Annotated in this window: 17 protein-coding genes, 1 tRNA gene, 1 other RNA gene and 1 pseudogene; 9 read left to right on the top strand and 11 right to left on the bottom strand. The window is 67.7% G+C overall.

The genetic code is table 11. The features are described 5' to 3' along the window. Nucleotides 1–128: 128 nt before the first annotated feature. Together CIK77_RS02010 and CIK77_RS02005 are read right to left on the bottom strand one after the other, a co-directional pair. Nucleotides 129–201 (bottom strand) — tRNA-Val (locus tag CIK77_RS02010). Nucleotides 202–241: 40 nt separating this feature from the next. Further along, the gene (locus CIK77_RS02005) at nt 242–1,201 is read right to left on the bottom strand and encodes an acyltransferase family protein (protein WP_087055374.1); all 960 of its coding nucleotides are present in this window, start codon (nt 1,199–1,201) and stop codon (nt 242–244) included. Nucleotides 1,202–1,438: 237 nt separating this feature from the next. On the opposite strand from CIK77_RS02005, the gene CIK77_RS02000 reads away from it, so the two are divergent. Both CIK77_RS02000 and CIK77_RS01995 read left to right on the top strand, forming a co-directional pair. Next, nucleotides 1,439–2,221 carry a zinc ribbon domain-containing protein gene (locus CIK77_RS02000; RefSeq protein WP_087055375.1) on the top strand — a complete coding sequence of 261 codons (783 nt, stop codon included), beginning with the start codon at nt 1,439–1,441 and terminating at the stop codon, nt 2,219–2,221. Continuing rightward, nucleotides 2,187–3,950 (top strand): bifunctional 3'-5' exonuclease/DNA polymerase, encoded by a 1,764-nt coding sequence (locus CIK77_RS01995; RefSeq protein WP_087055376.1) that lies wholly within the window; start codon nt 2,187–2,189, stop codon nt 3,948–3,950. The genes CIK77_RS02000 and CIK77_RS01995 overlap by 35 nt, the downstream gene beginning before the upstream one ends. Nucleotides 3,951–4,021: 71 nt before the next feature. Here the strand turns inward: CIK77_RS01995 and rnpB are convergent. The 6 genes from rnpB to CIK77_RS01965 all read right to left on the bottom strand — a co-directional run bounded on the left by rnpB (nt 4,022) and on the right by CIK77_RS01965 (nt 8,209). Further along, nucleotides 4,022–4,380: RNase P RNA component class A (gene rnpB / locus CIK77_RS01990), an RNA gene on the bottom strand. Between the two features lie 50 nt (nt 4,381–4,430). After that, on the bottom strand, nt 4,431–5,210 hold the full coding sequence (ppgK, locus tag CIK77_RS01985; protein WP_087055726.1) for a polyphosphate--glucose phosphotransferase: 780 nt from the start codon (nt 5,208–5,210) through the stop codon (nt 4,431–4,433). A gap of 150 nt (nt 5,211–5,360) precedes the next feature. Then, nucleotides 5,361–5,735 (bottom strand): RNA polymerase-binding protein RbpA, encoded by a 375-nt coding sequence (locus tag CIK77_RS01980; RefSeq protein WP_087055377.1) that lies wholly within the window; start codon nt 5,733–5,735, stop codon nt 5,361–5,363. 109 nt (nt 5,736–5,844) lie between these two features. Next, nucleotides 5,845–6,597: a glycerophosphodiester phosphodiesterase family protein gene (locus CIK77_RS01975; protein WP_087055378.1), complete on the bottom strand. Its 753-nt coding sequence runs from the start codon at nt 6,595–6,597 to the stop codon at nt 5,845–5,847. After that, nucleotides 6,594–7,730, bottom strand: a complete 1,137-nt coding sequence (locus tag CIK77_RS01970; protein ID WP_087055379.1) for an SPFH domain-containing protein — start codon at nt 7,728–7,730, stop codon at nt 6,594–6,596. Before CIK77_RS01970 ends, CIK77_RS01975 begins: the two co-directional genes overlap by 4 nt. Before the next feature lie 2 nt (nt 7,731–7,732). Then, a complete protein-coding gene (locus CIK77_RS01965) occupies nt 7,733–8,209 on the bottom strand; it encodes an NfeD family protein (protein ID WP_087055380.1) in 477 nt (158 codons plus the stop codon). Between the two features lie 124 nt (nt 8,210–8,333). On the opposite strand from CIK77_RS01965, the gene CIK77_RS01960 reads away from it, so the two are divergent. The 5 genes and pseudogenes from CIK77_RS01960 to CIK77_RS01940 all read left to right on the top strand — a co-directional run. Then, entirely contained in the window at nt 8,334–9,095 is a 762-nt protein-coding gene (locus tag CIK77_RS01960) for an SDR family oxidoreductase (protein ID WP_087055381.1), read from the top strand. Between the two features lie 62 nt (nt 9,096–9,157). After that, nucleotides 9,158–10,405: a sensor histidine kinase gene (locus CIK77_RS01955; protein ID WP_140403542.1), complete on the top strand. Its 1,248-nt coding sequence runs from the start codon at nt 9,158–9,160 to the stop codon at nt 10,403–10,405. Further along, nucleotides 10,402–11,082 carry a response regulator gene (locus tag CIK77_RS01950; protein ID WP_087055383.1) on the top strand — a complete coding sequence of 227 codons (681 nt, stop codon included), beginning with the start codon at nt 10,402–10,404 and terminating at the stop codon, nt 11,080–11,082. Before CIK77_RS01955 ends, CIK77_RS01950 begins: the two co-directional genes overlap by 4 nt. 104 nt (nt 11,083–11,186) lie before the next feature. Then, entirely contained in the window at nt 11,187–12,557 is a 1,371-nt protein-coding gene (locus CIK77_RS01945) for an acyltransferase family protein (protein ID WP_170934164.1), read from the top strand. Nucleotides 12,558–12,571: 14 nt separating this feature from the next. Next, a pseudogene (locus CIK77_RS01940) lies at nt 12,572–13,018 on the top strand (DedA family protein); the annotation flags it as partial. A 153-nt stretch (nt 13,019–13,171) separates the two neighbouring features. Here CIK77_RS01940 and CIK77_RS01935 read toward each other — a convergent pair. Beyond that, nucleotides 13,172–14,197 carry an AEC family transporter gene (locus CIK77_RS01935; protein WP_332841602.1) on the bottom strand — a complete coding sequence of 342 codons (1,026 nt, stop codon included), beginning with the start codon at nt 14,195–14,197 and terminating at the stop codon, nt 13,172–13,174. Here CIK77_RS01935 and CIK77_RS01930 point away from each other — a divergent pair, their 5' ends adjacent. Both CIK77_RS01930 and CIK77_RS01925 read left to right on the top strand, forming a co-directional pair. Further along, the gene (locus CIK77_RS01930) at nt 14,198–16,555 is read left to right on the top strand and encodes an ATP-binding cassette domain-containing protein (protein ID WP_087055386.1); all 2,358 of its coding nucleotides are present in this window, start codon (nt 14,198–14,200) and stop codon (nt 16,553–16,555) included. Nucleotides 16,556–16,770: 215 nt separating this feature from the next. Beyond that, the gene (locus CIK77_RS01925) at nt 16,771–17,556 is read left to right on the top strand and encodes a class I SAM-dependent methyltransferase (RefSeq protein ID WP_087055387.1); all 786 of its coding nucleotides are present in this window, start codon (nt 16,771–16,773) and stop codon (nt 17,554–17,556) included. Nucleotides 17,557–17,780: 224 nt separating this feature from the next. On the opposite strand, the gene CIK77_RS01920 is transcribed toward CIK77_RS01925, so the two are convergent. Next, nucleotides 17,781–18,281 (bottom strand): DUF1990 family protein, encoded by a 501-nt coding sequence (locus CIK77_RS01920; protein ID WP_087055388.1) that lies wholly within the window; start codon nt 18,279–18,281, stop codon nt 17,781–17,783. Nucleotides 18,282–18,326: 45 nt separating this feature from the next. Then, nucleotides 18,327–18,839 (bottom strand): GNAT family N-acetyltransferase, encoded by a 513-nt coding sequence (locus CIK77_RS01915; protein ID WP_087055389.1) that lies wholly within the window; start codon nt 18,837–18,839, stop codon nt 18,327–18,329. Between the last annotated feature and the right edge of the window lie 21 nt (nt 18,840–18,860).

Here is an 18,860-nt window from a genome sequence, read left to right as displayed (position 1 = left end):
ACCCGAGTGACAGCTGCCGTTCATCTGCGCCTTCGTCGACGATTGCCTCGTCCAATGCCGCGAAGGACACAAACGAACGACGCGTTCAGCGTACGCCTCGCCTTTGAGATACCCGACTGAGTGGAGAGTGGGCCCTGCCGGGATCGAACCGACGACATCCACGGTGTAAACGTGGCGCTCTACCAGCTGAGCTAAAGGCCCTGATGCCGACCAGTCTATCGGCACCAGACGGATGCGCCTGTCACGCCGCGGCGCGCTTGGGCCACATCCGACGCGGCAACTCGAACAGCAGGCTGAAGGGCAGCCGCCGACCGATCAGTGCAAAACCTGTCGAGACGGCCAGCGTCACCAGGAACACGACCGGCAGCACCACAGCGGGGTGCGTCACGCCGACCCGCTCGGCGATGTTGAAGATCGCCGCATACGCGGGGTAGTGCACCACGTAGAAGATCAGCGAGTACTGCCCGACGAAGCGCACGGGCCGCAGCCATCCGGCATCCGGAATGTACACGGCCACGCGGGCGAGCGCGAGAATGCCGAGCAGGCCGGGCACCGCGGCGAACGGCTCGTACCAGAGCGGCACCCAGAACGCCGAGGCGAGGCCGAGCGCAAGGGGGATCGCGGTGAGAGCGATCGCCACGGGCACGTTGATCGCGGCGACGAAGCGATCCCAGAATCGTTCGATGAAGGCGCCGAGGAAGAAGAACGGCATCAGGTAGAACAGCCGCTGGATCAGCGTGTCGTCCGGCAGCAGGAACATGCCGACGAAGCCCAGCAGGATGAATGCCCACGCCGGCACCCATTTCGTCAGCAGCGCGACGAGGTAGTACACCAGCACGAACTGCATGAACCACAGGTACGTGTTCCAGAAGGCCCACTCCCATGGCATGCCGGGCAGCGAGCCCCCACCGGCGATGAGTGCGAGGTTGAAGACGGCCGTCCACACGATGATCGGCCACAGGATGCGCCGCAGCTTGCCCCAGACGTACTGACCGGCCGTGCGCTTCAGCGACCCGGAGATCAGCAGACCCGACAGGAACATCAGCATCGGCATCCGGAACGGCGCGAAGAACTCGCTCAGGAAGATGAACGGTTCCAGCACCGCGGGCGGGTTCGGATCGTCGGCGAACGGTGCCGTGACGATCTGCGTCGAGTGGTGCAGGATCACCAGCAGGATCGACAGCCCTCGCAGGGTGTCCATCCATCCCAGTCTGCTGCTCGATCGATCGAGCGCACCGTGCGCGCGGCTCACCGGCGCACCAGCACGCGCTGCCCTGGCATCGGCGCGCGATCGAGGGTTCTCTGACTCAGACACGCCGTCACTATATCCGCGCTCGACCGCGGCGATGCGCAGCCGGGCCGATCGGCACTCAAGGCACGGCGCATCCGGATGTGCATTCGGCCCGCAGAGACCGGCGCGCTGACGTAGGTTGGAGGGATGAAAGCCTCTCCTGCCGACCAGCGCCTCCTGCTCGATATCGCCGCGCTCGATGATCGGTACGATCGCGCCAAGCGCACCAAGGAGAACCCGCCGCAGGCCGCGCGCGTGCGAGAACTCGTGGAGCAGCGCACGGCGGAGAACCGGGTGCTGGCCGAGCGAGTGGGGGAGCGCGATGCCCTGCGCAACGAACTGACGAAGATCGACTCCGACGTGGACCTGGCCACGACGCGCAGGGAACGCGACGCGAAGCGCCTCGAGCAGGCCACGGATCTCGCCACGATCAAGGCGCTCGAACAGGAACTCGCCTCGCTGGCGCGCCGCCTCGACGGGCTCGAGACGGCCCAGCTCGAACTGATGGAGAAGATCGAGCCGGCCGAGACTGCCGTAGCCGAGCAGGAGGCGACTGTGCGGACGACGATCGAGGAGGGCCAGCGGCTGAGCGCCGAGGGCAAAGAGGGCGTCATCTCCGCCGCCCGCGAAATGGAAGAGGCCGCGCGCGACCGGGCCGCCGTCGCCAGCGGCGTGCCTGACGCACTGCTCGCGATGTACGAGCGGCTGCGCGCCCGGGGCGCCGGTGCGTCCCTGTTCACCCGAGGCGTGTGCGGCGGGTGCCACATGACGCTGGCACAGAGCGACCTCGCCGCGGTGCGTACGCTCGCCGAGGACGAAGTCGCCACCTGCCCCGAGTGCGGCGGAATTCTCGTGCGCACGGACGAGAGCGGCCTCGGCGACGCCGGCGACGGGCATGACCAGGGGACGGGCACCGTCTCGTTCTCCTGACGCCGTGGCGGTCGAATCCCCCTGGGGCGATGCCGATCTGATCGCACTCGGACGCGACGGTCGGGATGCGGTCGTCGCTGTCGCGCTGAAACGCACCAGCGGCTCCCCGACGGAAATCGGACGCCGTCCACTGGCGCACGCTGAGCTCCCCGCCTGGGTGGCCGCCCGTGAGAGCGAGGCGCGCGACGGCGGGCGGCACGTGCGCTGGGTGTGGTCGTCGTCGTCCGTGTGGTACCCGCCCCTGCTCGCCTCCGGGGTGCGCGTGGAGCGCTGCACCGATCTGCGCCTGTCCCGCACGATCCTTCGCAGCGCACGGGACGGCGCTCTGCCCGACAGCGCGGCCTGGGATGCGCCGACCGAAGACGCCGCGCCGGCTGCGCTGTTCGACCTGCCTCCTGATGACGGTTCGCGCCCGCAGCACGTCGACGAGACGCTCGCCGAATCGGCTCGCCACGACGACATCCTGCGCACCGCGCCCGCCGACGCAGCCGGCCGTCTGCGTCTGCTGTTGGCCGCAGAGTCTGCGGGTTCGCTCGTCGCGGCGGAGATGACCACGGCCGGCCTGCCGTGGGATCGCACGCGCCACGAGCAGATCCTCGTGGGCGAACTGGGGGAGCGGATCGCGGGCGGCGTGCCCCGGGGCATCGCCGAGCGGGCCGACGAGGTGCGCCGCGCGCTGAGGGACCCCGCGGCCTCGCTCGATTCGCAGCCCAAGCTGCTGCGCGCGCTGCACAGGGCAGGTGTCGAGGCGCGTTCGACCAGCAAATGGGAGCTCGCCGATCACGATCATCCGGCGATCGCGCCGCTGCTCGACTACAAACGGATGATGCGGCTGTACACCGCCAACGGGTGGGCCTGGCTCGACGAGTGGGTGCGCAATGGGCGTTTCCGCCCGGTCTACGTGCCTGGCGGCGTCGTGACCGGCAGGTGGGCATCGTCCGGTGGCGGCGCGCTGCAGATCCCGAAGAGCCTGCGCGATGCCGTCCGGGCCGACCCCGGGTGGGTGATCGTCGACGCCGACGTCGCGCAGCTGGAACCACGGGTGCTCGCCGCCATGGCACACGACGAGCGCATGGCGGATGCCGCGCGCGGCCGGGACCTCTACGACGGCATCGTCGACACGGGGATCGCCGCGTCGCGCACCGAGGCGAAGTACGCCGTCCTCGGGGCCCTGTACGGTTCGACGACGGGAGATGCCGCCCGGCTGATGCCGCGTCTGCGGCGCGCGTTCCCTCGCGCCATCAGGCTGACCGACGACGCCGCGCGGGCGGGGGAGAGAGGCGAACGCGTCTCGACGCTGCTCGGGCGGGTGTCGCCGCCTCCTGACGAGCGCTGGGTCGAGCTCCAGCGTGACGCAAGGGAGTCGGCGGCGAACGAACGAATCGCAGGCACGGTTGCCCGCGAGCGCGGCCGATTCACCCGCAACTTCGTCGTACAGGGCACCGCAGCGGAGTGGGCGCTGGCGTGGATGGCCGACCTTCGTTCGAAGCTGGCCGCCTTCCCGCTCTCGAACGCGCCTGCGCCGGCATCCGGCCCTGCATTCGCCCGCAGGGCGCACCTGGCCTTCTTCCTGCACGACGAGGTGATCGTGCACGCTCCTGCCGAGCACGCCGAGGCCGCAGCCGACGCCATCAGGGCGTCCGCGGCAACCGCCGCTCGCGTGCTGTTCGGCGACTTCCCGATCGACGTCCCCCTGGACATCCGGATCGGCCCCAGCGCCGCGCCCTGACTCTTCGAGTGCCCCGCTTCTCCTCAGCCGACGGCTGAAGTGACGCGGGACACTCGAAGAAGTACGAGGTGCGAATGGGCCGGCCTGTACGCCGGGTTCTGTTCGGGAGCTCTCGCTCCGTCGGCGGCCATCTCTCTCCGCGACGCGTTGCCGCGCCGCTCCAGCAACCTACCCGGGGACTCGGCGGGCCGCGTCAACATCCCCTGTCTGGTCTTGCTCCCGGTGAGGTTTACCCAGCGGGCCATGTCACCACGGCCCCTGGTGGTCTCTTACACCACCGTTTCACCCTTACCGGCCGGAGCCGGCGGTCTGCTTTCTGTTGCACTGTCTCGCGGATTGCTCCGGGTGGGCGTTACCCACCACCGTGCCCTGTGGAGCCCGGACGTTCCTCGGCGTGCTCATCGCACGACGCGACCGCCCGGCCGACCCATTCGCTACGTCGAGTCTACCGCCGCCGGCTCTTCAGAACGTCCTGGCGCGTCAGACGCGTGCGAGGTGGTCTTCGTCGCTGCGGGCGAGACTGGCGGCGCCGATGATGCCCGCGTTGTTGCGGTGCTCGGCGATGCGCATCTCGGAGCGAGTGGACAGGTACGGCATGAACTTCTCGGGGTTCTTGGACACACCGCCGCCGACCAGGATGAGGTCGGGGGAGAAGAGGAACTCGACGTGCTCGTAGAAGTGCTGCAGGTTCTCGGCCCAGTCCTTCCACTTCAGGTCGAGCCGCTCGCGCGCCGATGCCGAGGCGAAGCGCTCGATGGACTCGCCCTGCCAGAGCAGATGGCCCAGCTCGGTGTTCGGAACGAGCCTGCCCGCGAACAGGAACGCGGAGCCGATTCCGGTGCCCAGCGTGGTGAGGATCGTCAGACCCGGAACGCCTTTGGCCGCACCGTAGCGAAGCTCGGCGAGGCCGGCCGCATCCGCATCGTTGACGAAGTGGATGTCGTGCCCGAGCCCGTCCTCGAAGAACTTCTCAGCGGCGAAGTCGATCCAGTCGTCCGAGATGTTAGCGGCAGAGAGCGTCTTGCCGTGCTTGACGATCGCGGGGAAGCACACGCCGAGCGGCAGACCGTCCGCGTCGTCGCCGAGAAGGGCGAGCAATTCGCCGGCCGTCTCGAGCACGTCCTTCGGGTGTGCGCCATCCGGCGTAGGAATGCGCACGCGATCGGTCACCAGCTCGCCGGTGTCGAGATCTACGATTCCAGCCTTCATGCCGGTTCCTCCGACGTCGATTCCCACCGCACGGTTCTCGCTGTTTGCCATGACCATCAGCTTACTTCGGGGCGTGCGGTGCCTCGTGCCACCGGTGCGCCGTTGGTCCGATTATGACGACGTTCCGCAGTGGGATGAACGACGAAGGGCGCCAGCACCCGGAATCGCTTCCGGATGCAGACGCCCTGTCGAGATCGCGTGCTACGCGCTCTTGGCTTCCTTGTCGCCCTGCCCGCGACGGGCGCGGACGAACTCGAGGCGCTCCGCGAGGATCTCCTCGAGCTCCGGGAGAGTACGCCGCTCGAGCAGCATGTCCCAGTGAGTTCGGGGGGTCTTGTCATCGGAGTGGTCGACTACTGCCTGACCCTTCTCCGTCTGCAGAAGCGCCTCGCCCGTGCAGGTGCGGCACTCCCAGCCAGCCGGCGGCTCAGCGTCGGCCGCGAAGTTCAGTACGGTGTCGCGACCGCACTGCGTGCATTTGTAGGTGTACTCTGCGCGCTCCATGAACACGACGCCGTCTTCGCTCTGTAGGCTCTGGGCGCCGAGTCGGATGCCACGAAGGCTACGGTCTGCCATTGTGTGGTCCTCTCGTCAGCTTTTCTTTATAGCGCGTGCGCCTGAATGGATCATCCGAAGGTACACCCGGCGCGCCTCCATGTCAGCCGGAAAGCGCAAGATCACCCAGTCATCCCAGCGTGCGAAGTGCCGCATCAGAACGATCGGTGACGATGCCGTCGACGCCGCGACCGATGAGCAAGCGCATGCGGTCGGTGTCGTTCACCGTCCACACGTGCACCTCGGTTCCCGCGGTGTGCGCATAGTCGATCAGACGGCGCGTCAGCACGCGCACCGGCCCCTGACGCTCCGGTATCTGCAGCGCGTCGATCTCCGCGAGCAGGCGCGAGGCCCACGTCTCGGCGCGGATCGCCGCAGCCAGAAGCAGCCGGATGATCGTTGCCCGGCCGGCGGATGTGGCAGGGCGCGCGGGCGCCGCCGCGCGCAGCGCCGTCAGTCGTCGCGCGTCGGAGAAGCTCGTCACCAGCGCGCGTTCGGCGTACCGCCCGATGATCCGGCCGGCCGGCCCCGCCGCATCGTTCGCCTTGACGTCGATGTTGAACCGCATGCGCGGGAACGCGTCGAACGCCTGCTCGAGCGTGACCAGGCCGCCGCGGTCGGCGAGCTGGCGCTCCATCTCGTGCGCCGTCACCTGATCGACGCGGCGCGGGTCACCCGTGATGGACGCGAGTGTGTCGTCGTGGAAGAGCACGACCTCGCCGTCGGCGGTGAGGTGGCAGTCGCTCTCGATGTACTCGACACCCTCAGCGTGCGCGGCGGCGAAGGCCGCGAAGGTGTTGGGTGCATGCTCATCGCCTGCGGCAACGAGCCCCCGATGTGCGAAGACTCGGGGGCTCGTCGGCGTGAAGAACGGGTGCGTCACTCGTTCGGCGGGTAGCCGCCCGGTGCGGGCGGCGCAGGGGGAATCGACCCCTCGGCCGGTGCAGAGCGCTGCTCGGCGCGGGTGGCGGGGGCCGGCGCTGAGCCGACCGTCGAGGTCGCGGCCTCGGCCTCAGCCTCCTCCGTCACCTTCGCGGCCTCCGCGACCGCTGCCGCGGCAGCTTCTGCGGCAGACGAGGACGGCTTCGGCGGAACGGGTGCCGGGGGAGTGGGTGCGGACCCGGAGGGGCCTGCCTGACCGCCGCCGGCGAATCCGCCGGCGATCCCCTTCAGCGCCTCGGTCATCTCGCTCGGGATGATCCACATCTTGCTTGCTTCGCCCTCGGCGATCTTCGGCAGCGTCTGCAGGTACTGGTACGCGAGAAGCTTGTCGTCCGGTGCACCGGCGTGGATCGCGTGGAACACCGTCTGGATCGCCTCGGACTCACCCTGAGCGCGCAGGACCTGAGCCTGCTTGTCACCGTCGGCCTTGAGGACCTCCGACTGGCGCGATCCCTCTGCGACGAGGATCTGCGACTGCTTGTGGCCCTCCGCCGTCAGAATCGCGGCACGGCGGTCGCGCTCCGCACGCATCTGCTTCTCCATGGCATCCTGCAGCGAGGGCGGCGGGTCGATCGCCTTCAGCTCCACGCGGTTCACCTTGATGCCCCAGCGGCCCGTCGCCTCGTCGAGCTCAGTCATCAGCTTCGCGTTGATCGTGTCGCGCGAGACGAGCGCCTGCTCGAGGTTGAGCGAACCGACCACGTTGCGCAGCGTGGTGATCGTGAGCTGTTCGACAGCGCCGAGGTAGTTCGCGATCTCGTAGGTCGCTGCCCGAGGGTCGGTGACCGTGAAGTAGACGACCGTGTCGACGTCGACCGTCAGGTTGTCCTCGGTGATGACGCCCTGCGGCGGAAACGAGACGACCTGCTCGCGGAGGTCGACGCGCAGACGGGGCTTCTCCAAGAACGGGATGATCCCGTGCGGGCCTCCGAAGAGCGTGCGGTTGTACTTACCGAGCCGCTCGATGATCAGCGCGTCGCTCTGCCGCACGATCGTGATCGCTTTCGCAAGCGTCACGATCACGAACAGCAGAATCGCGATCGCGAGGATCCACATGACAATGGTTCCCGGCATGATTAGTTCTCCCCAGTGTTGGTGGGCGGAATGGGCTGGTCGATGACGTACACGGTGGCCCCTGACACCTGCTGCACGTAGATCAGTGCGCCGGATGGGATCTGGCGCGCCGTCGATGTGCGCGCCGTCCATGTCTGCCCGTTGGACAGCTTCACAGTTCCGGTGGTCGGGCTGACAGCCTGCTGCACTGTGCCTGCAATGCCCATCAGCGCGTCGACGTTGAACTTCTGCGGATCGCGCGGCCGCTTCACTCGCTTCAGCAGCGGCGGCCGGATGAACAGCAGCAGAACCACCGCCACGACGGCGACGACGATCACCTGCAGCCAGATCGGCGCGCCGAGAAGCGAAGAGACCACACCGGCGACACCGCCGATCGACAGCATCAGGAAGGTGAGCTCGCCTGAAAGCATTTCGATGACCAGCAGGATGGCGATGATCGCGATCCAGCCGATCCAGGCGTAGTCGGTGACGAGGTCCATTGATCCTCCACTTGCGGCGTTTACTGAAGCCTATCGGTATAGTCTCGGCGTGGTCTGCCGCGACGCGTGCACTACGACGCCCGGTATTCCGACAGTCCCGATCACAGGTCATAGGAGTTCACCCGTGCCAGAGCCGCTTGCCCCCGGAACCCTCACCGGAAAGACCGCCGTTGTGACGGGGTCATCCCGCGGAATCGGCGCGGACACCGTCCGCAGCCTGGCGCGGGCCGGTGCCGATGTCGTCATCAACTACCGCAACAAGGCGCCGCGGGCCCAGAAGCTCGCGAACGAAGTCCGGGAGCAGGGCGTCGAGGCGCTCGTCGTCGGCGCCGACCTCACGGACGCCGATTCGTTGGAGTCGATGTTCACCAGCGTGAAGGAGACCTTCGGCACGATCGACATCCTCGTGCTGAACGCGTCGGGAGGCATGGAGTCCGGTATGGCCGAGGACTACGCCCTCACGCTGAACCGCGATGCCCAACTCGCAACGCTCGACGCCGCAGCGCCGCTGCTGGGCGCAGGATCCCGCGTCGTCTTCGTCACGAGCCACCAGGCCCACTTCATCCGGACCACGCCGACCATGCCGGAGTACGAGCCCGTCGCCCTCTCCAAGCGCGCAGGCGAGGATGCACTCCGCGAGCGCATCCCCGCCCTCACGGAGAAGGGCATCGAGTTCGTCGTCGTCTCAGGCGACATGATCGAAGGCACGATCACAGCCACGCTGCTCGAGCGCACCAACCCCGGTGCTCTCTCGGCGCGTCGCGAGGACGCCGGCAAGCTGTACAACGTCGCGGAGTTCGCTGCCGAAATCGCCCAGGCCGCCGTCGAAGCGATCCCCGAGAACAACGAGCGCATCGTGGGAGACGTCTCCGGCTTCACCGCCTGACCCCGCAGAAGATCCCACCACGGTGGGATCCGGCGTCAGAACCCGCGTGGCACGATGGCTTCGTGGCACGACAGAAGAGACCCAAACGCGTGCGCCCGAGGCGGACTCGTCAGGGCGCCGTCGGCCGGTGGGTGCGGCAGCACCCGATTGCGGTCTGGTACGTCTCGGCCAGCGCCGTCGCGGCTGTGCTGTACGCGGTCGCCGCACCGCTCGAAGCCGTGCAGTACGGCGCGCCTGTGCTGGTTGCACTGCTGATCACCGCTGCCCGGTTCGGCGCCATCGTGCTCGCCGTGCGATTCCCGCTCAGCGCAGCGATGCTGTTCGCCGCGGCGAGCGTCGTGGTGCGCTGGAGTCCGGCCCCGAACGGCCTCCCGTGGCCGTGGACGGTCACGACGATGGTGGGCTTCGTCGCGCTCGTGCTGATCGTCTGGGCACGCCACGGCTGGCTGCGAGGTCTGATCGTGTACGCGGTGCCCGCGGTCTCCGTGAGCGCCCTGGCGGCCATCGAGTTCGATGCCAGATCGCTGTCCGGGTTCATCGTCGCGGTGTCCGTCGGCGCAGTCGCAGCAGGCGCTGCCGCCCTCCTGCGTGAGCGGGCCAGGCTCGGCCGCGCATTGACCAAGGAGCGGGAGGTGAGCGAGGCCGAGCAGGAGCGGCGCCTCGTCTCGGAGGAGCGACAGCGCATCGCGCGAGAGCTGCACGACGTCGTCGCTCATGGCCTGTCGCTGATCCAGGTGCAGGCGACGTCTGCCCGCTATCGCCTTCAGGACGTCCCGGACGACGCCGCAGCGGAGTTCGATGACATCGCAGCGTCCGCACGCACCTCGCTCGCCGAGATGCGGCACCTGCTCGGGGCCCTGCGCGGCGACGAGCAGCCAGCGCAGCACGCCCCGCAGCCCACGATCGAAGACGTCGGTGACCTGGTCGCAGACGCCCGGCGTGCCGGCGCCGACGCGTCGTTGACGGCCGTCAACCTCGACAGCGTTCCCACGGCGGTCAGCCTGACCTCGTACCGCATCGTGCAGGAGGCGCTGAGCAACGCGATCCGGCACGCGCCGGGAACCCGCGTCGACATCGCACTGCATCATGACGACGGCCGACTGCTCATCGAGGTGCGCAACTCCGCTCCGGCGCAGCCCGCACCGCGCGCAAGCGGCAGCGGCCACGGGCTGATCGGCATGCGAGAGCGCGCCGGTCTGCTCGGCGGCACACTCACCGCCGGCGCGACCGATGTCGGCGGCTACCTGATTCGCGCCGAGTTGCCCGTCGAATCGGACGGCACAGGGCAGAGCATGACGGAGGACCGATGAGCACGGATCGGATCACGGCGCTGGTCGTCGACGACCAGAGCATGGTGCGGGCGGGGTTCGCTGCGCTCCTCGATGCGCAGCCAGATATCCGGGTGGTCGGTCAGGCCGCGGACGGCGCAGAGGCTGTCTCGCTCGCGCGCGAACTGCGCCCGGACGTCGTACTCATGGACGTGCGCATGCCGACGATGGACGGCATCGAGGCCACGAGGAGGCTGCTGCGCCCCGATCGCCCGCTGCCACATGTTCCGCGGGTGCTGATGCTCACCACGTTCGACATCGATGATTACGTTCATGAGGCGCTGCGCGCAGGCGCCAGCGGCTTTCTGCTCAAAGACGCGCTGCCGGATGAGCTCGCGCAGGCCGTGCGCGTGGTCGCTGCGGGCGATGCGCTGCTCGCACCGAGCGTCACGAAACGTCTGATCGAGAGATTCGCCGACACGCGTGACCCCGCGCCGTCGCGCGCCGCTCTCCGGTTGAGCTCCCTCACCGACCGTGAGCGCGAGGTGCTTGAGCACATCGGCCGGGGGCTGTCGAACTCCGAGATCGCCTCGGCTCTGTTCATCGGCGAGCAGACGGTGAAGACACATGTCGGCAAGCTCCTGCAGAAGCTCAGCGCTCGCGACAGAGTGCAGCTCGTGATCACCGCCTACGACGCCGGGCTCGTCTCGCCGGAATGATCCCTCTGCGGTAGGGGGCACCCGCCGGAAGATCACTCCGGGGTCGGATGTCCTCGCCGAGGCCGCCGACGTACCTTCCTCGAAGTCGATTCGAGGAGAGCTCCATGACCACCTTGCACGTGCCAGCCCCTGCAGTGAGCACCGCCGGACGCGCGCCGACGACTGCCGCCCCTGGACGGGATCGCAGCATCGATCTGATCCGTTCGGCCAGTCTCGTGCTCGTCGTGCTTCTGCACGCCATGATGGTCGGCGTCACGCTGTCCGGTGGTGAACCGGTCTTCGAGAACGCGCTCGAGACGGACTGGTTCGATCCGGTGAGCTGGTTCGTGCAGATGATGCCGCTGTTCTTCTTCGCGGGCGGTTTCACCGCCTTCGGTTCGTGGCGCAGGGCACGAGCGAGGGGAATGTCGGCCTCGGCATTCGTATCCGGCCGCGTGATCAGACTGATGACACCGGCCGTCGCCCTCTTCGTCGCGATCGCTGCCGGACTCGCTGCTCTCACGCTCGCGGGAGTTCCGGCCGACATCGTGGCCACAGCCGGTTTCCGCATCTCGCAGCCCCTCTGGTTCCTCGGTGTGTTCCTGCTCGCTCAGGCGCTCGTTCCGGCGATGGCCTCCTGGCACGAACGGCGACCGGCGCTGGCCCTGGCGACTCTCGTGACGGCGGCCGCGGCGATCGATGCGGTCCGGTTCGCAACCGGCTGGGAGGCGATCGGCTTCCTCAACCTCGCGGTGGTGTGGCTGTTCGTGCAGCAGCTCGGGTTCTGCGACGCGGACGGCCTCATCGCCCGGGTGCCTCGCCGCATCCGGATGGGCGGGGCCTTCGGTCTGCTCGGCGGTCTGGTCGTGCTCGTAGCGACGACCCCGTACGTGGCGAACATGTACGCCAATCAGGACCCGCCGACACTCGTGCTCGCGGTGCTCGCCGTCGTGCAGGTGGCCTTCTTCTCTCTGGCTCGGCCGCACCTGGCCCGATTCGCGCAGCGCCAGGGAGTCGCGCGGGCGGTCGCGTGGATCGGTGACAGGGCGATGACCATCTACCTGTGGCACATGACCGTCCTGATCGCGCTGGCTGGCTTCAGCGTGATCGGCGCGATGAGCGGACTGATCGTGCTGCCTGACCTGCATTCCGCGCAGTGGTGGCTGACGCGGCCGGCATGGCTGCTGGCCGCCGTGGTCGCCGTCGCCCTGGTCTCCGCGGCAGCCGCCCGCTTCGAGCGGAAGCCGATGCCGCTCCCATCCGGTGCTGCCTGGCGCACCGTCCCGGCGACCGCCCTCGGGGTGGGGTGCGTCGTCATCATCTTCGTCGTCGGCCTCACCTGGGTCACCGCAGTCGCCTGCGCCGTCCTCGCAGCCGTCGCCATCGCTCTGGCGGGGGATATCCCCCTCGGCAAGACACGAGGTTTCGCCATACCGCTTGCCGCGTCGCCCCGCGATGCTGGGGGAGTGGCAAGAGAAAACGGGGTGCGCGCGTGACCGAGATCACGGAGATGTTGCTGGCATTGGCTACGTCCCCCTGGGTGTATCTGATCGCCTTCGCCGTCACGATGCTCGATGCCTTCTTCCCGCCGGTTCCGAGCGAGTCACTCGTCGTGGCGTTCGCCGCGATCGCCGCGTCGACGGGCGAGCTCAATCCGTTCCTGCTCGGGGCGTGCATGGCTGTGGGGGCATTCGCCGGTGACAACATGGTGTTCATGCTCGGCCGCCGCCTCGGCATCGACCGATTCGGATGGATGAGAGGTCGCCGCGCCCGCTCCACGCTCGCCTGGGCGAGCCGTGCGCTCGAGCGCCGAGGGTCGATGCTCATCCTGATGGCGAGGTACATTCCGATCGGGCGCATCGCCGTGAACCTCACCGCCGGGGCGACCGGGTTCCCTCAGCGCCGGTTCGTGCCGCTGTCCGCCGTCGCCGCAGTGCTGTGGGCCGGATACTCCGTCGGCATCGGCATGCTGGCCGGCGCATGGTTCGAGCAGTACCCGCTCGTCGGAGCCGCGGTCGGCATCGTGCTCGCCCTCGTGCTCGGCGTGGCTGTCGATCAGGGCCAGGTGCTGCTGCGCCGGATCCGCACGCGTCGTGGCGGAGCCCTGGGATCAGCTGAGGAGCAGAACCGCGCAGAGCAGGACCGGGACGCAGCCGATCGTCGTGACGAACACGGTGTCGCGGGCGATGACCTCGCCGACCCCGTACCGCTGGGAGTAGTTGAAGACGTTCTGAGCGCTGGGCAGGCAGGCCATCACGACCACCGCGAGCAGGTCATGGCCGGTCATGCCGAACACGAAGGCGCCGACCAGCCACGCGACGACCGGCATCACGACGAGCTTCAGCCCGGACGCGATCAGGACGTCGATGCGCGTGCCGGGCGTGGAGAGCACGCGGGAGCCGCTGAGCGACATGCCGAAGCTGATCAGGAGCACGGGGATCGCCGCACCGGCTATCAGCTCCGCCGGTTCCATCACCATGTCGGGCAGCTCGATCTCGAAGGCCGCCACCAGCGTGCCGAGCAGCGCACCGATGATCATCGGGTTGCGCGCCGTGCGCTTCAGAATCGGTCCCAGAGCCGTGCTGCCGGTTGAGATCGCGTCAAGCAGCATCAGGAACACCGGGGTGAGAACCAGCAGCTGCAGCACGATGATCGGAGCGGAGTATGCGCCGCTGCCCAGCACGTAGGTCGCCAGAGGCAGCCCGATGTTGTTCGCATTGACATAGCCGGAGGCGAGGCTGCCGATCACGGTCGCTCCCGCGGAGCGCTTCAGGATCAGACGCGCGAGCACGGCGAAGATCGCGAACATCGCCGCAGCAGAAATCGCCGCGACCGGCAGCTGCGACGAGAACAGGACGTGCACGTCCGCGTTCGCGAGCACGGCGAACAGCAGGAAGGGGCTGAGTACGAAGAACGTCAGCCGGCTCAGGACGAAGCGGCCGTGCTCACCGAGCAGGCCGATCCGGCCCGTGACGAATCCCGTCACGATCGCGACCCCGACAACGACGAAGCCGGTGAGCGCGGGGATCATGCCTCTACCGGCATATATGAGCTGCGCGGGTGATTCATCATCGCCCACAATAGTGCGCACGTGTCCGACCTGGTCGACGACGCTCTCGCGGGATAGCGTGCTCACATGGCCACGCATCCCGCTGACTCCCACGACGCCATCCGCGTCCGCGGCGCGCGCGAGAACAACCTCACCGGTGTCGACGTCGATGTTCCCAAGCGGCGCCTGACCGTCTTCACCGGCGTGTCGGGATCCGGGAAGAGCTCGTTGGCGTTCGGAACCATCGCCGCTGAGTCGCAGCGGATGATCAACGAGACATACAGCGCGTTCGTGCAAGGGTTCCTGCCGCAGCTCGCACGCCCCGAGTTGGACTCGATCGACGGTGTCACCACGGCGATCCTGGTGGACCAGGAGCGCCTCGGCGTGAACATCCGATCGACCGTCGGCACAGTCAGCGACGCGAACGCGATGCTCCGCACGCTGTTCAGCCGCGTCGGAGAGCCGCAGGTCGGCCCGCCCAATGCGTTCTCGTTCAACACACCCTCGGTGAAGGCATCCGGCGCGATCCTCGTCGAGCGAACCGGCAGAGCGAAGCGGGAGCGCGCGTCGTTCACCATGCTCGGGGGCATGTGCCCGGGCTGTGAGGGTACAGGGCGCGTGTCGGATCTCGATCTCGCACAGCTGTACGACGAGACGAAGTCGATCAACGACGGCGCGATCACGGTTCCGGGCTACAAGCCCGGCGGCTGGTCCGTGCGCTTCTATGCCGAGTCGGGGTTCTTCGACCCGGACAAGCCGGTACGCGATTTCACCCCGGACGAGCTCGACGCCTTTCTGCACAAGGACGAGACGAAGATCAAGCTCAACGGCATCAACATCACGTACGCAGGACTCGTGCCGCAGGTGCGCAAGTCGATGCTGTCGAAGGACAGGGAGGCGATGCAGAGCCACATCCGCACCTTCGTCGACCGCGCAGTGACCTTCATGTCATGCACGGAATGCGGCGGGACGCGCCTTGCCGAAACCGCGCGATCATCGAAGATCGCCGGCCTCCACATCGGCGAAGCCTGCGCGATGCAGGTCTCCGACCTGCTCGAGTGGGTGCGAGGACTCGACCTCGAGGGAGCCGTCCCGCTGCTGACGGCGCTCGACGATCTGCTCGCCTCGTTCGTCGACATCGGGCTCGGCTATCTGTCCCTGGAACGTGCATCCGGCACGCTCAGCGGGGGAGAGGCACAGCGCCTGAAGATGATCAAGCATCTCGGGTCGCCGCTCACCGACGTCACCTACGTGTTCGACGAGCCCACAGCGGGGCTGCATCCGCACGACATCGAGCGGATGAACGACCTGCTCGTGCAGTTGCGAGACAAGGGCAACACGGTGCTCGTCGTCGAGCACAAGCCGGAGACGATCGCGATCGCCGATCACGTCATCGACATGGGCCCAGGCGCCGGTGCGCACGGGGGAGAGGTGTGCTTCGCCGGCGACCTCGCCGGCCTGCACGAGAGCGGCACCGTGACAGGACGCCATCTCGGCGACCGTGCCCGCATCAAGCACCAGGTGCGTGCGCCGAACGGCGCGATCGAGGTGCGCGGGGCGTCGTCGAACAACCTGCGCGACGTCGACGTGGACGTGCCGCTCGGCGTGCTCGTGGCGCTGACGGGTGTTGCAGGGTCGGGAAAGAGTTCTCTCGTCGACGAGAAGCTGGCACGGCGCGACGGCGTCGCGTTCGTCGACCAGACGCCGATCAAGGGATCGAGCCGGAGCAATCCGGCGACGTACACGGGCCTGCTCGAGTCCATCCGGAAGGCCTTCGCGAAGGCGAACGGCGTCAAGCCTGCCCTGTTCAGCTCGAACAGCGAGGGCGCGTGTCCGACGTGCAAGGGGAACGGCACGATCACGACGGAGTTCGGCTTCATGCAGGGGGTGACCACGCCCTGCGAGGACTGCGGCGGGCGGCGCTTCACCGCGGCCGTGCTCGAGTACCAGTTCGGCGGGAGGAACATCGCCGACGTGCTGGCGCTGCCGATCTCCGACGCGCTGGAATTCTTCTCCTCAGGCGAGGGGAAGGTACCGGCGGCCGCGAAGATCCTGAAGCGTCTCAACGACGTCGGGATCGGCTACGTCAGCCTCGGTCAAGCACTGTCGACGCTGTCAGGCGGCGAGAGGCAGCGCCTCAAGCTCGCCGTGCAGATGGGCGACGGCGCAGACGTGTATGTGCTCGATGAGCCGACTACGGGCCTTCATCTGCAGGATATCGAGGCGATGCTGGCGATGCTCGACGAACTCGTCGACTCCGGACACTCGGTGATCGTCCTCGAACACCATCAGGCCGTCATGGCCCACGCCGATTGGATCATCGATATGGGCCCGGGTGCAGGTCACGACGGTGGCCGGGTCGTATTCGAAGGGACGCCGGCTCAACTCACCGCAGATGGTTCGACACTGACAGGCAGACACCTCGCCGGGTACGTCGCTGAGTGAGAGACACGTGAGAGACGTGGGCGCGCCGGAGCAGTCGGCCCGCACCGAGCGCCGAAGACTGGTTCCATACAGTCTTTTACACGTCCCTCACTTGTCGATGGTTATAGCCGATAATGCACATTATGTCAGTTCGAAGTCACGTCGCCTCTTCTCTGACCCTGCAGCCACTGTTCCCCGCCCATGGGCGTTCGTGCCCTTCGTGCCAGGATCGGTGTATGACCGCAGAACACCTCAGGAAGCAGGACGGCAGCGCCGGTGATGCTGATTACGGTGTCATCGGGAAGACGTACGCCGACTACCGCCGTCCCGATCCGCGGATCGCGCAAGCCATGTGGGATGCGCTCGGCGATGCGCGTACCGTGCTCAACGTCGGAGCGGGAGCAGGCAGCTACGAACCCACGGATCGCGACGTGACGGCGATCGAGCCGTCCGCCAGCATGCGCAACCAGCGCCCGATCGTGCTCAGCCGGGCGATCGATGCAGTTGCCGAGTCGCTGCCGTTCCCGGACAGCTCGTTCGACGCGGCGATGACGACATTCTCCGTCCATCAGTGGGGTGACTTGACCGCCGGGCTCGCAGAGATTCGACGCGTCACTCGCGGCCCCGTCGTCATCCTGACCTGCGATCCGGACCTACTCGACCGCTTCTGGCTTGCCGAGTACGCACCGAGTGTCATCTCGACGGAGCGCCGCCGCTACCCGGCCATGTCCCAGCTCGTCGAGGGCTTGGGCGGGACAGTGACCGTGGACCTCGTGCCGATCCCCCTCGACTGCACCGACGGCTTCAACGAGGCCTACTACGGTCGTCCAGAGGAGCTGCTCGTCGCGGGGGCACGAGCTGCATGCTCGGCCTGGAGCTTTGTCGATCCGACGCAAGCCGACCAGTACACAGCGGCGCTGCAGACCGCGCTCGATTCCGGCGAATGGGACACCAGGCACGGCGCACTCCGTCAGCAACCGACTTTCGAAGGGTCACTGGTCATCGTCCGCGCGATGCCGTAGCCGCCATCGTCAGCGTCCCCCACCGATCCGCGCCGTCCCGCTCTTCGTCCTCTGTGTGGTCGCTGATGAAGCCTGCTCGCGTGAGAGCACGAAGCGACGCTGCATCTGAGGGGCGAACAGTCGCCCGAAACCGTATCCATCCAGCTCGATGAGCTTGCGCCACGACGTGCGCCAGTGCACCCATAGCTCATCGAGACCACTCCCCGATGGCGTGCTGATTCGAATCACACGTGTCCCGGACGCCACCCGGTGTCGCGCAGCGCGCGCAGGTAGCGCCGCCGCACGACCAGTTGCGCCACCCGGAGCGCGGGGAACATCGCGCGCCACGGCTGCTGTGGTGAAGGCTTTGTGAGCGAACGCACTGTGAGCACGACCTCATCGCCGACCCGAGAGACGATGAAGGCCTCCTCCCCCGACACCGGATGTCCAGGCAGGGTTCGGTACGAGAATCCGACACGCGTGGGCGAGGCATGCACGTCGACGACCTCGACCGGCTCTCGGATCGTGATCCCGAGAATACGAAAGGTGATCGTCAGACGCACCCCGGGTTTTGCGGGCTCGTCGCCGCCAACGGTGAAGCCACTGCGTGTCTTGACCTTCCAGCGCAGCACGTCTCGCGACACACGACTCCAGACCGCGTCCCCCTGCCCGACGACGGCGGACACTTCCGACCGCACGTGGCCGTCGTGTTCGGAAGGCCACACCGCGAGACTCGGATTGGTCATCGTCAGCGTCCCTCACCGATCTGCGCCATCCCGCGATTCTACGGTTCAGGCCGTGGGCACGCGGTACTTGAACCCGACGTGCGAGTCCGCGAACCCCAGCCGTGTGTAGAAGCGGTGGGCGTCTGAACGCTGAGCGTCGGAAGTGAGCTGAACGAGATTCGCTTCGAGTGCCGGTGCCGCCGTGTGCATCGTCCAACGCATCATCGCTGCCCCGATCCCTGACGAGCGACGGTCGCTGGCCACCCTGACCGCCTCGATGAGCAGCCGGGAGCTCCCCCGCCGCGCCATCCCGGGGATCAGCGTCAGCTGCATGGTCGCCACCACCGCATCCCCATCTGTGACGACGACGAGCTCGTTGCCCGCATCTTCCAGGATCGCGCGCAGCGCGGCTGCGTAGCGCTCGGTGTCGGAAGGATCCGCGACGTCACCGCGCGAGCTGCTCACCGGGTCATCGGAGAGCAGGCGCATCAATGCGCCGAGATCTTCCGGAACGGCACGTCTCAGTGTCAGCGGCGAAGCGGGATCGAGCGGGACCGGCAGGTCGAGAAGTGTCAGCACTCCCCTATTCTGCTCTGCGGT

It is taken from the genome of Microbacterium sp. JB110 (assembly GCF_003335195.1).
GTDB lineage: Bacteria > Actinomycetota > Actinomycetes > Actinomycetales > Microbacteriaceae > Microbacterium.
This window is presented reverse-complemented; position numbering and strand designations above follow the sequence as displayed.